The sequence below is a fragment of the Noviherbaspirillum sp. genome, from assembly GCF_035627455.1.
Lineage (GTDB): Bacteria > Pseudomonadota > Gammaproteobacteria > Burkholderiales > Burkholderiaceae_D > Noviherbaspirillum.
The window spans coordinates 24,979-37,735 of the sequence record NZ_DASPLS010000042.1 but is presented as its reverse complement, the minus strand read 5'-3'; the positions used below and the strand labels follow the sequence as shown (position 1 = coordinate 37,735).

Sequence of the window (12,757 nt, the reverse complement as noted above, 5' to 3'; positions counted from 1 at the left end):
ATAAGAATTAACCCTTGAGGCCGGTCGCGGCCAGCATGCCTTCGGTCACGCGCCGCTGAAACAGCACATAGGCGAGCGCCACCGGCGTGCCGCCCAACAAAGCAGCTGCCATCATTTGCGCGTACCGGACGCCAAACGCATCCTGGGTTTGCGTCAAGCCGAGCGGAATTGTCATCATCTCGGATGACGTAATGACGATGAAGGGCCACAAAAAGTTGTTCCAGGCACCGATGAAGACGACGATGGACATCGCCCAGACGATGTTGCCGCTTACCGGAAGATAGACGTAACGAAGCACCTGCCACGGCGACGCACCATCCATGACGGCCGCATCCCGGAAGTCGCCTGGAACGGCATCGAAGAACTGCTTGAAGACATAGATGGTCACGGGCGAAACGAGTTGCGGAAGAACGATGCCGGCATAGGTATCGATCAGCCGGAGCTGGTTCATCAAGCGAAAGAGCGGAACGATCAGCGACTCGAACGGCAGCATGAACGCGATCATCGACAGCGCGAACAGCCATCGCTTGCCCCGGAATGTCATCTGCGAGAAGGCATACGCGGCGGTGATGCTCACGGCCATGGTCAACATGGTCACCAATAGCGCCACAAGGGCGCTGTTGAACAGCCAGCGCGGCAGGCTGCCGGCAGCGAACACCTTGGCGAAGGCATCGAGCGTCCATGTCTGCGGCAGCCAGTGAAATACCGCAGACACCGTCTCGTGCTCGGGACGAAGCGCGGTACTGGCTGCCCACAGCAGCGGCGCAAGCCACAGCAGCGCCAGGGCTGCCGAAGCCGTCAATGCAACCAGAGTCCAGGGCAAGGCAGCGGTCGACCTCATCCGCCCCTCCTGCCCAGCCAGTTCATGATGCCGATCTGGGACAATGAGAGGCAGGTGACAACGACAACGAAAGCCATCGCAATGGCGGCGGCATAACCCGCGTCGCTTTGGACGAATGCGGTTTCATACATGTAGTGCAAGGTCACGCGCGTCGTATTGAACGGGCCGCCTCCGGTAAGAATATAGGTCTGACCGAAAATCTTGAATGAGGCGATCAGTTGCAGAATCAGCGCCATGCCGAACGTCGGTCGCAACGCCGGCCAGGTGATGTGGCGGAACAACTGAAGACGGTTGGCGCCGTCGAGCGTGGCGGCTTCGTACAGATCTGCCGGAATGTTGCGCAGCGCGGCCAGAAACAGGAGCATATTAAAACCGACGGTCCACCAGATTGTGCCGAGCGCGACCGCAGGCATCGCCCAGTCGCGATCCGCGAGCCAGGCACGTTCCCCGCCGACGATATGGTTGACCAGCCCGAACGCCGGATGCAGCATCCAGTCGACAATCAATGTCATCACGGAGACCGGCAGCACAAACGGCAGGAAAAACGATGCCTGCAACAGGCTGCGGCCGCGCTGAAAATGATCGACAAGCATTGCCATGACCAGCCCAAGCACCGCGAGGGGCATAACGGTCAGCACGGCAAAATACAGCGTATGGCGCAGGGAGTTCCAGAACGCCGGGTCGTGCATGAGCGTGGCATAGTTCGCCAGGCCAATGAAGGCGTTAGTGCGTGTCAGACTGCTTTCAGTCAGGCTCATGATGAACGTCTGCAGCGCCGGCGCCAGGAAAAACAGCACGAACACAAAGAGGAATGGCGCCAGCATGAGAAATGCTGCGCCGGCCCCGGAAGCGCCGCGCCTGCTTGCCTGTCCCGGTGCAGCTTTCCCGGTCATGGATAAGGTTTTCATCAGGCGCAAGCGTTGTGCGGTCAGTATTTGGGCGCCGGCTTTACCAGCAGCCGGGCGGATTCAGTCTCGAACATGCGCAGCGCCTGCGCCGGGGTCAGTTGCCCGGACAGGGCAGCGGGCAGGTATTTCGCAGCGTTCGTCTGCAAAGGGCCTGCCGCTCCGGCATACCAGCCGTCCGGATCGTAAATGACGTTCTGCACGGAAGCGGCGTACATTGCGTTTGGCTGCAGTGCGCGCATCCTGGGGGATTCCGCCACCGGCCGGTAGGCTGGAATATGACCGCCCTCGGCCCAACCAATCGAATGTCTGCTGACATACGCAATAAACTTCATGACCGCATCTACTTTTTCCTGCGGTGGCGGCCGCCTCCCGTTGGCTGGAATCGCAAAACCGTGCGAATCGCCCCATGCACTGGCGTCGCCGTACATGCGCGGCAAGGGCACGATGCCGTACTCAAAGCCCAATACGCCCTTCTTCCTGGCGGCGACCAGCGCAGGCACTTCCCAGACACCATTGATCATGAATCCCGCCTTCCCGCCAATGAACTGGCTGGTTGATGCAGCATAATCGAGGCCACGGCTCGCATAGCCTTTGGCGAACCAGTCACTGACCGTGGCCAGCGCATCCTCGCCTTCCTTGCCAAAGGTAAAGCGCGTGCCTGTGATCAGCGGCGTGTGCCGCTGCGCCAGCATCGATAACCAGAGGCGCCAGATGGCATAGGAGCTTTGCGCGCTGCTCTCCATCGTCATGCCTTGCGCACCGGTGCGTTCCTTGATGCTCTTGAACGCTTGCGTCAATGCGGCAATGCCTTCGATCCGCGTGAGCTCGCCTTCCGCATCGAGCAGGCCCGCCCGGCCTGCCAGCGCCTTGTTGTAGTACAGCACCAGCGTGTGGAGATCGAGCGGAACGGCATAGGCCTGGCCTTGATAGCTTGCCTTGTTCCATTGCCGCGGGTAGAACTCGTCCTGTCTGAGGCCGGAACGCTGCAGCTCGCCGGCGCTAACGGGGCGCAGCACGCCCCCGCCTGCAAGGTTGCCGATGCGCGACAGGTGAACCGTGGCCACATCGGGGCCGGCCCCCACGACCGAGGCGGTAATGAGCTTGGTATAAAAAGGCTCGCCCCACTTGAGCGTGGTGCTGATGACCTTGACTTCCCGCTGGCTGGCATTGAAGTCGTCGATCATCTCGCGCATGCGCTCGCCATCGCCGCCGTTGAGCAAAGACCATAGCCTGACCTCGACCTGCGCCAGCGCCGGTGCGCTGGACGTCAACGCCAGCGCAAGAATGATTAGTAGTCGTCCAGGGTGCATCATGTCCCTTTGGAATTGTCGCCACCTTGCCGGCAGCACTGGATGAGAGCAGGCGCGTGCCCGATCCTGCCGAGCGCCACCGCAATTGGATTTGGACTGGTACGGCGGGCTCAGAGTGCCCGCCGGCCATACGCATGCTTTGAGCGCGCGCCCGCTGCGGGAATGTGCGACATTGACGGATGCCTGCAACGGCATTAGTGTCATCTGACCGACCAAGGCGCCGCAAGGTGGACGATTGGAGATTTTTTGACGGAGGCAAACGCCAGTGTTCAATTCTTCAGGAGACACGAAATGACCAGCAAGAACACGATTTGTCTGTGGTACGAAGGCGGCGCGGTCGATGCCGCAAACTTTTATGCCGAAACATTTCCCGACAGCGCAGTCGGCAAAGTCTTTTACGCGCCGGGCGACTATCCCGACGGCAAGCACGGCGATGTCCTGACGGTCGAGTTCACCGTCGCCGGCATCCCCTGCATCGGGCTGAACGGCGGCCCGCATTTCAAGCACAACGAGGCCTTCTCTTTTCAGATCGCGACCGACGACCAGGCTGAAACCGACCGCTTGTGGAACGCCATCGTCAGCAATGGCGGCCAGGAAAGCGAATGCGGCTGGTGCAAGGACCGGTGGGGATTGTCGTGGCAGATCACCCCGCGCGCCCTCATCGCGGCAATATCCGACCCCGACCGGGCCGCGGCCAAGCGCGCATTCGACGCGATGATGACCATGAAGAAGATCGACATCGCCGCGATAGAGGCGGCGCGGCTGGGCCGGAACCTGTCCGGTTAATGGAGCGTGTCCCGCATGCCCCCTCCCTGTTCCCCTGCTCATATCTGAGGGGAATTGCTGACCGGCCGGTTCTGGCCGTTCCTGCTGAAATGTTTGTCGTCAGAGCCGGCGGCCAGCCGCCAGGAGCTACACCAGGCGACGCAAAGCGGTGCCGGATGCGAAGCGCAGTCGCCGCCGGGGGTGTCGGCAGACAGCGCATTGGGAACACCAAGAAAAAAGGGTTAGCGCCTTGCGGTGCTAACCCTTTGCTTTTCTGGTGCTGATGAGAGGAGTCGAACCTCCGACCTACTGATTACGAATCAGCAAGCGCCGACCTCGACCATGTTTGCGCGAGTTTGCGCAGTTGCGATTTCCCTCTATACGCGGCATACTCCACCTCGATGACGTTATCCGGTTTTCAACAAAATTGCATGACTCCGGTAGCACCACGGTAGCACCGCGGTAGCACCGAACCACCGCAAGGACCGTATGCCGCCCTCTTCCGAGCGCCCCGCAACCGAGCTGCGCTTCACGCGCACCGCTATCACCAAGCTACCGCCCGCCCCGGCCGGCAAACGCACGTATTACCGCGACCCGGAGACGCGCGGCCTGGTCCTGCAAGTCACCGCATCCGGCCACAAAACCTTCCAGTTTTACCGCAAGGTGGGCGGCAAGCCGGAGCGCATCACACTCGGCCCGTTCGACCCCGACATGCCCGAATCACAGGAGTTTTCGCGCGAACGCACCCTGCTCGAGCGCGTCCGGCACCAGTACCCGCTCAATGTACGCAAGGCGCGGGCACTGGCTGATGCAGTGCGCACCGCGCTGCACGACGGCACCACGGTCGACGACATCCGGCGTGCCGACGGCGCTATCCTGACCCTGGGCACCCTGTTCCCGCGCTTCCTGGATGAGCGCCGCAATAAGCGTGGAGACCACCTCGCCGCCAAGACCCGTCGGGAATACCAGGCGTTGTTCGACACCCACCTCAAGCGCCTGCAGCCGCGCCCGCTGGCCGACGTCACCGCGAAGATGGCCAAGGACCTGCATGCCGCGATTGGCAAGGAACACCGCTACGCCGCCAACCGCGCGATCGCCGTCCTGTCGAGCCTGTACAACTTCGCCATCGACGGCGGGCTGTACCGCGGCCAGAATCCGGCCGCGGGCGTCAAGTTGTTCCCGGAGCCGCACCGCAAGCGATTCATCCAGCCGGACGAAATGCCGGCGTTCTTCCAGGCACTTGCGGCAGAACCGTCCAACTTCCGCGACGTGTTCCTGCTGGCGCTATTGACTGGCGCGCGCCGCGCGGACGTCCTGGCGATGCAATGGGCGCACGTCCATCTGGCGCGCGGCATCTGGGAAATCCCGCGTACCAAGAACGGTGAACCCCTCGCTGTCATCCTGACCAAAGAGGCAGTCGGTATCCTGCAGCGCCGGCGGCCGGCGGACGCCGCGGTTTACGTATTCCCCGGCAGCGGTAAATCAGGGCACCTGACCGAACCGAAAGGTGCGTGGCGACGGGTGCTGCAACGCGCCGGCATCACTGACCTGCGCTTCCACGACCTGCGCCATACCGTCGGCAGCGCGCTGGCGGCGACCGGCGCCAATATGGCGACGTCAATGCAGGCGCTCGGGCACAAGACCGCTGCGGCCAGCCTCATTTATCAACAGATGGACCTCGATCCGATCCGGCGCGCGATGGAGACAGCCAATACGGCCATTCTCGAAGCCGCCGGCGTTGCGTTACCTGCCAAGGTGGTCAACCTTCGGCGGAAGACGTAACAGCCGCCAGCGACAACAACAAAAGGTTCTTATCAGCCCGATCCAGGGAGTACAGGATGACAGTCAATCTATCGAAGCGAGTGCAAGAAGCGATGTGGGGTGATGACGCCCTGCTCGCGCAACTCGAACACTTGGAACAGTTGTACCTGGCCGGAGACAAAACCGCGGTCTGGGCAGCGATCGACTTCTGCGGCCACGCCCAACTGGTGATGCCAGACTGGTTGCGTGATGCCGTGTCCGCCATCACGCACGGACTGCGCAGCGGTGCGTTGCGTACCTTCGACGAGGCATTCGGCGTAAAGCTGGTAAGCAAGGCAACGCGCAAGCGCGCGCATGCGCTTGAGAACAAAAGACTCAGCATCCTGAATGCGCTCGCACAGCACCGGCTTAAGGGCGGTGCATTCACGACGTTGGATTTTGACCGGATTGCCGAGGAGCTGCAGGTGCCGAGAAATCATGTGGTGGAAGTATATGAGGCGCATCCATTTCTTATCGACTTAAGCAAAGATGAGCCGGCGACTGACATCAAGTGCCTGATTATCGGGCAGTTGCCGATAATGCCAAAGCGCCACGGTCGGCCGATTGTGAGAGATAGCGGCGAGTGACGAAATCGAGTACATGGTTTTTGAAGAAACCATGGACGATTTATTGAAAGATACGCGCTACGATCGCTTCAATCGATTCGGTGCATGGTGCATCGGGGTCGAGCAAATTGGAGTGATTCATGCACAACAAAATCCTTGTTACGCCGGCCACCGTCGACCATTTGGCCGGGTCCAACGCGCTCGGTGTTGGCTTGCCCTCGACGACGGCCTTGGCTAATTTCCTCTCCTCCGTTGCTGGCACGGGTACCGCACCGGCATCCCCGGTACAGCACAACGCCGTCGCCGGTAACGATGGTTACTTCGTGTCGTCCGCCGGCGGTACGAAACGCTCTGCAACCATGACGCCGGCAGAGGCAGCCGTCTACCTCGGCGTAAAGGAAGCCACGCTCGCCACCTGGCGCTCGACCAGGCGCTATCGCCTCGATTACGTCAAGGTCGGGCGCCGCATCTTCTACACCAAGGCGGCGCTCGACAAATTCATGGCCGCGCGCACCGTCACTTTCGACGATTAGGCCGGCCATGAAAACGAACTACCACTTCAACGATATGGATGGGCCGCAGGCACCTTGGCTCGATGAGCTGATGCAACTCGTCGCCCGCTTCTCCGACCTCAATGTTGCCCCCGATCTGAGCAACATGGTGCTGGCTGATCTGTGGGCCGTGTATCTGTCGCTGCGTCGACGCGCCGAAACACTCCGCACGGAATAGCGCTCTTCCCAATTGGGGTTGGCATGAACAGCAACGTTCAATTGCTAGCCCCATCCTTCATTTTAAGAAAAAGGAACGAAGATGGCGAAACGTATCAACATCGACCCCGAGTTTGAGTCGCTGATCACTCCGCTGGCAGACGACGAATACAATGCCTTGGAGCAAAGCATTCTGGCAGAAGGTTGCCGCCACCCGTTGGTGACCTGGCGTGGCATTCTGATCGATGGGCACCACCGGTATAAGATTTGCAAACAGCACGACAAATCTTTTCGCACTGTCGAGTGCCCGCGCCTTGATAGCCGCGAATCGGTAATGGCGTGGATGATCGACAACCAACTGGCGCGCCGCAACCTGAGCGACTACCAACGCACGGCGCTCGGGCTGAAGAAGAAAGACATCATAGCCGCCCGTGCCAAGGTTAATCTGGCCAACGGCAAAGTGCCTTTGATGAATTCGTCAAAGGCACCGGTCAATACCCGGAAGGAAATCGCCGCAATCGCGTGCGTGTCTGAAGATACCGTCGCCAAGGTCGAGAAGATCCAAGTCAACGCAGTACCGCCGATCCGCGCCGCCGCCAATGCCGGCGACATTTCGATCAACGCCGCTGCCAAGCTGGCCGCGCTGCCGCCCGAGCAGCAGCAGGCAATTGCCGCCGGCGGCGAGCAGGCCATGAAGGAAGCCGCCAGGCAGATCGACACTAAGCCGGCGAAGAAGGCGGCGAAAGAATCGGCCGCGCCGGCGCCGGCCCAACTGATCAGGCAGCCCAGCGAGTTGGGGCAATTGCGCGCGGAAAACGCCCGCCTGCGCGCCGAAAGCGATGCGCTGCGGGCCGAAAATGATGCGCTGCGAGCCGACTTGGCCGAGCAGGCCGCGCTGATGGAAGGCCTGCACGAAGAAAGTCAGGTGTGGGTGAAAATTGTTGGCAACGACGACCACTTGGCAGCGGCGCGCGCCGAAATCCAGAAGCTACAGGAGTTGGTACGCGTGATGGAATCGCGCAATAACGGCTTGCTCAACGAGAAAAACGAGTACCTGCGTCTGTCGAAGAAGCACAAGTCTGCGGCCGAGCGCCTGGAGCGCCGCCTCAAGGGGTTCGAGAAAAACAGCGGGAGCCAGGCGCATGCAGCTTGAGGGGTTTCTGAACCACGCCCCTTTCAGGTCGGCGCCAAGCAAAAGCTGCGTGAAAACGTCCTAGCCAGGCCGTGCTGCCAGTTGGTCATGAGTCTCACTAGCTCGCGCAGGGTAGTACTGACAATGCACTTGCTCGTCCAAACGCTGGAAAAAAAGAAGTAGCAACGCTGTGGGCTTGCGCCACCCTTTTCGAGTTGCGTAAGGAGTTGTCCAGGGCTGGGGCATTCGACCACGCTGAGATCCACTGGCGATAGTGACAGCATCCCGCATTTGCCGATTGGCGAAGCTATGTAGACGCGAAAGTAGCGGCTCAAATCTCTGCATCAAAAACCCGACTTAGACACACTTCTGCAAAAGGGCTGGCCCACGTAAGGCTTCAGAGCGGGACGTGTCGCATCAACAGTGTTTTCCATCGTTCTACATGGCCGCAATTTCATAGGAGGAAAATTTGGATAGAAGTAGTAGGGATGCGCCCGCTTCACCTGAAGACGATGCTGCCGTTGCCCCGCACCTCAAGGCCATGGAAAAGACACGGCGAAAGCCGTCGACAGAGCGAAAGCTGGCTGGCAAGTACGAGACGCGAGTCACGCGCGCCAACGGCGGCAACCATGACCCGCAGCAGACGCGCCGGGCATGGTCATGGATCGACACCTGCTCGATGGTCTACAAAAGTGCTCGCCTCTATCACCTGTCGTTCGTAATGGCTGATCAAGAATTCCGATTCATGAACGTTGCCCATATACACAAGGGCCTGCTCAAGCGCCTGATGCAGCATCTGCGCCGGAATGGTATCGAAGCAAGCTTCTACGCTGCCCGCGAACTCGATGACGACAAGGGCGAGCACCTGCACATTTTCCTTTGTGTCGAGGCAGCCTTCAAGCGGCCCAATGCGATTCTGAACCGAAAGCCAGATAGATGGCTGGCGAAGGCAGCAGCTAAAGCCGGTGTGCGGGTCTATATCAATCCGCCACGCAACCAGATGCACCGTGGCCTAGATTACGCAACGCTTCCGAAAACCAAGCCGGCGAAGATTGCGGACGCAAAGTGTTGGGTTTCTTACTTGTTCAAGCGCCGCAGCAAACCAGCGGAGGGTCAGGTCTATTCATGCTCAAGGATGCCTTTGATTGACAGCCACAACACCGAAGCCACGAATGAGCAAAACAATTTGCGCGTTGCTGCTTCCAGCCACTACGCCCCCTTCATCACTGTACTCGCCGCTGATCTCGCCTTCCCCGTATTCTCGCTCAGTGCCACGGGCATATCGTCCGACCTCGATCCGACCGTCATCGACCTTGGCGCCGAATGTCTGCCTGGAAACTTGTACCGAGGCATACCAACGCATGCCCATCACTTCGCCGACCTAATGTAAGGGCATTTGCGAATGGCTACGTACCCCTCATTGGACGCGCACTGACGAACTACGTAACGAAAATGAAGACGAAGGATTGCGTAACCCCTTTACGGGTGCATAATGATCATGCCTCGCTCCCGTCCGGTCGTGGGCAGTCGTAGCGGCTGAACGCGTAGCGCCGGTGTAGCCGGCTCCGGTGGCATCGGGGCAGTCAGGCCCGCTCCCTCGGCATTGCGCCCACCCGAAGCAATGTCGTGCGTAAGTGCATCGGTGGCGCGCAGCGCCGGTGCATTACCGGGCTGACTTTATTTTTTCAGGCCAGACACCTTCTGCCATCCCAATAACTTGTAGCGATGGAATGTGTACTGCCAAGAGCAACGAAACCAGCCTTGGTGCCACTGGGGAACTTCATCCTGCAATCACGGCGTTACAAGTGCGCGAAGCGGCAGCAAGCGTGACGGATCAGTGGCTTTCTCGAGCGTGCCCATGTCAGAATTGGAGCGGCTCGTTGTAGACAAGTCCGGCCGCTGCCGACTGCGTATCTCGGTAATTGTCGGCAGTTTCTCGAACAGCAACCGTATTCAGCTGAGTGCCCACGAATACCGGCAGGAATACGATTCTAGCCAGTCATTCCAGAAATTTGTTGAGTGTCGGAGATCGCGCCAAACCCGACGTTGGAGTTGTTGGAGTTCCAGTGGCAGGTATATGCGTGCAGTGGTAGCCGGTATCGCTCTCTAGGGGCAACAAGTCGGTCGAAGCCAACCCTTGATCAGCACGCAGAAGGCAGTTACGCCGCCCAAGACTGTCAATGTGGCGGTCGGCACGCTCCGCGTATTCAACTTTTCCAAGGCTTGCGGCGCATTGCCCTGCAACGCCGTTCCAAGGAGTGCCGTAGGCTGGGATGCAATCCCAGCACCGTTGCAGTTTCACCATTCCACCGAAAGCTGGGATTTCATCCAAGCCTACCGAGCTGGCAGTTGAAATACACTGATCGTTTATTTGTCTCCAACTCAGGGAGCAATGCCGATCAAATTAATCGCTGCCAAGGTATCGGTGGGAGTAATCGCCGCTGCGATAGCCATTCCATTTTCAATCGAGTCTTCAGGCGTGTTGTAGTTCAAGCCGTGCTGAACGGCGAAGAAGTCTGCCACTGTGACCTTATTGTCCAGCAAATCGGCAACCCAGCCCCATTGTTGATTACCCTTGAAGCTGTGCGCAGAACTGAGCATCGTGCTGACGAGACCACCCTTGGTGACATGACCAGTCGCAAGTTCATTGCTCCAGTAGCCCACTTCGGTAGCGCTGGGAGCGGTGTCGCCTGTTCGCCCGAGCACGTTCTTGTAGATCACCTTGACGAAGTCGTCGTTGCTCATCGTTGTCGAATAACCAGTCAACGACGTGTATTGAACGGCAGCGCTGTAGAAGTTGTCGGCGATGCTGGAAACGCCTTGCCCGCCCTTTAACTGATCGATCCAGTATGCAAGGCCGTCCGCATCCGGGACGCGATTGAAGAACGCAACATAAAGTTCCATCAGCATCTTCAGATCAGCAGTCGCAATCGCCTTAGCCGTGTCGCCGATTGTAAGGTTCACAGTAGCGTCATTAAACTGGATGCGCTCAACATTCGAGAGCGTATCAGCGCCCTCTGCGCCACTCACTTTGATGGTGTTGCCAGCGCGCAGGAGCGAGAAATTTGCACGGTTACCGGCAATCCTGACGGTATCCACCCCTGCACCACCGTCGATAACATCACTTCCCTTGTTGGCGACAATCACGTCATTTGCAGCAGACGCCTTGATTGCGCTACCTGTCGCCGCCGCCTGATAAACATTGTGCGTCTCGTTGCCGAAGACCGTTGCAATATCAAGCGCAATTGTCGTTGTTGCTGCATCAGTTGCGGTTGTCTTGTTGCCGATGAACACAACGTCGTTCTTGCCATCGTTATTGGCATCGAACACCAACGGGATACCAAGCGACCATTCGGGGTTACCGGTCAGGGTTGCAAGTTGGGATGCCGGAATCGTAGCGTCATTCAATGCCAACGTTGCAGCCTTGAAGTGGCCTTGACCGTCGTTCAAGTACAGGAATGCGCCATATTCATCGCCACTTTGGATTTGTGGTGCTTCAGAGAAGAATTGCTTCATCACTAGATCTTGGCTTCCGTTGTGATCGACGTCAGTCAAATCGATCTTCATGATCATCTTCGATTTGATATTGCTATCTTCACGAAGCAAGTAGCTGCCTAGCTTTGCAACCGTCACATCCGCAAATTGCTGATTGCCTTGGTTTTGCAGAATTTGTACTGCGGTACCACCCCATTTTTCCCATTGAATAACCACGTCAGCCAAGCTGTCACCGTTGATGTCACCGGTTGTCACACCCGCGACACCATACTTGCCAGCGTCAAGCACTTGAGGACGCAAGACGTCGAAAACGTTCGTGAACTTACCAGTTGCATCTTGCGTGAACATCTGCACTGTGGTCTTACCGCTCTTCAGGTCCGGGGAAGTGTAGCTGCCGGTGATCAGATCCGTTCGGCCATCGTTGTTGATATCTGCGGCGCCAACTGCACCAGCAAATTGATAGTCAACGGAACGACCCGCCCAGTCACGGCTTGTTGTGGCCATGTATTTGATTTCATCTGGCAGTCCGGCGACCGAATATTGGAAACCGCCCTTGCCGTCGCCCAAGTAGAGGAACACGCCACTACCTATCAGGTTCTTGCCCCCGAGGTCAACCATTGCCATATCGAGATTGCCGTCGCCATTGATGTCGGCCATTGTGGACACGTGATTGAAACCGTTGTTGTTGGGGATATTCGCCGATAGGTCTTGAAACACGCCATTTGCATCTTGCAGGTAAAAGTGGTTTTTACCGCCTTGGAAGCCCGTTGTGTTGGTGCCTTCCGTATTGTTGCCAAGTTCGAGGCCTTGATCGGCAACAAACATTCCCAAACGACCATCTGCTGTAAACCTGCCGATAAACACGCCATTGGATTGTTCAATAACCGGGGCGGTTGCAAACAGCTTCGACGTAGCATCGTAAAATCCGCCCTTGCCATCGTTAAGCAACGCTACAGCAGGCAATGCCGGGGCAGCATTGAAATAACCGGGGTGGATAAAGATGTCCGCATAGCCGTCGCTGTTGAGGTCAACTGTGGTTATCGAACGAAGATCCGTAGTAAACGGGTCATAGTTACCAGTGCCGCCTAGTCTTGCCGGCAGGGTTACATTGATTGTGGAATGGACGCTTGTACCCTGGATTTGCATTTCTATCTTCCCTAGCCTATCTTTTATAGTTAATGTTTGCCGGCCCTATTTTGCTTTCGCCGGCTGAACAGTCCCTTCTGAGAACGT

Annotated in this window: 11 protein-coding genes; 7 read left to right on the top strand and 4 right to left on the bottom strand. The window is 58.4% G+C overall.

Annotated elements, in window-relative coordinates; translation table 11 throughout:
- Positions 1 to 7: 7 nt before the first annotated feature.
- From VEC01_RS08060 to VEC01_RS08050, 3 genes are read right to left on the bottom strand one after another with little or no spacing between them, the layout of a single operon-like run.
- Complete coding sequence (locus tag VEC01_RS08060) at positions 8 to 802, bottom strand: carbohydrate ABC transporter permease (RefSeq protein WP_324900294.1); 795 nt, start codon at positions 800 to 802, stop codon at positions 8 to 10.
- Positions 803 to 837: 35 nt separating this feature from the next.
- Complete coding sequence (locus VEC01_RS08055) at positions 838 to 1,749, bottom strand: sugar ABC transporter permease (protein WP_324900293.1); 912 nt, start codon at positions 1,747 to 1,749, stop codon at positions 838 to 840.
- 20 nt (positions 1,750 to 1,769) lie between these two features.
- A complete protein-coding gene (locus tag VEC01_RS08050; RefSeq protein WP_324900292.1) occupies positions 1,770 to 3,062 on the bottom strand; it encodes an extracellular solute-binding protein in 1,293 nt (430 codons plus the stop codon).
- Between the two features lie 288 nt (positions 3,063 to 3,350).
- Between VEC01_RS08050 and VEC01_RS08045 the strand changes: the two genes are divergently transcribed.
- The 7 genes from VEC01_RS08045 (at position 3,351) to VEC01_RS08015 (ending at position 9,419) form a co-directional block, all read left to right on the top strand.
- Positions 3,351 to 3,845 (top strand): VOC family protein, encoded by a 495-nt coding sequence (locus tag VEC01_RS08045; RefSeq protein ID WP_324900291.1) that lies wholly within the window; start codon positions 3,351 to 3,353, stop codon positions 3,843 to 3,845.
- Between the two features lie 468 nt (positions 3,846 to 4,313).
- The gene (locus tag VEC01_RS08040) at positions 4,314 to 5,606 is read left to right on the top strand and encodes a tyrosine-type recombinase/integrase (protein ID WP_324900290.1); all 1,293 of its coding nucleotides are present in this window, start codon (positions 4,314 to 4,316) and stop codon (positions 5,604 to 5,606) included.
- A gap of 56 nt (positions 5,607 to 5,662) precedes the next feature.
- Complete coding sequence (locus VEC01_RS08035) at positions 5,663 to 6,211, top strand: hypothetical protein (protein WP_324900289.1); 549 nt, start codon at positions 5,663 to 5,665, stop codon at positions 6,209 to 6,211.
- A gap of 119 nt (positions 6,212 to 6,330) precedes the next feature.
- Complete coding sequence (locus VEC01_RS08030) at positions 6,331 to 6,723, top strand: helix-turn-helix domain-containing protein (RefSeq protein WP_324900288.1); 393 nt, start codon at positions 6,331 to 6,333, stop codon at positions 6,721 to 6,723.
- A 7-nt stretch (positions 6,724 to 6,730) separates the two neighbouring features.
- Complete coding sequence (locus VEC01_RS08025; protein ID WP_324900287.1) at positions 6,731 to 6,919, top strand: hypothetical protein; 189 nt, start codon at positions 6,731 to 6,733, stop codon at positions 6,917 to 6,919.
- A gap of 81 nt (positions 6,920 to 7,000) precedes the next feature.
- Positions 7,001 to 8,050: a hypothetical protein gene (locus VEC01_RS08020; RefSeq protein ID WP_324900286.1), complete on the top strand. Its 1,050-nt coding sequence runs from the start codon at positions 7,001 to 7,003 to the stop codon at positions 8,048 to 8,050.
- Between the two features lie 448 nt (positions 8,051 to 8,498).
- Positions 8,499 to 9,419, top strand: a complete 921-nt coding sequence (locus VEC01_RS08015; RefSeq protein WP_324900285.1) for a hypothetical protein — start codon at positions 8,499 to 8,501, stop codon at positions 9,417 to 9,419.
- A gap of 992 nt (positions 9,420 to 10,411) precedes the next feature.
- Here VEC01_RS08015 and VEC01_RS08010 read toward each other — a convergent pair.
- A complete protein-coding gene (locus VEC01_RS08010) occupies positions 10,412 to 12,670 on the bottom strand; it encodes an FG-GAP-like repeat-containing protein (protein ID WP_324900284.1) in 2,259 nt (752 codons plus the stop codon).
- Between the last annotated feature and the right edge of the window lie 87 nt (positions 12,671 to 12,757).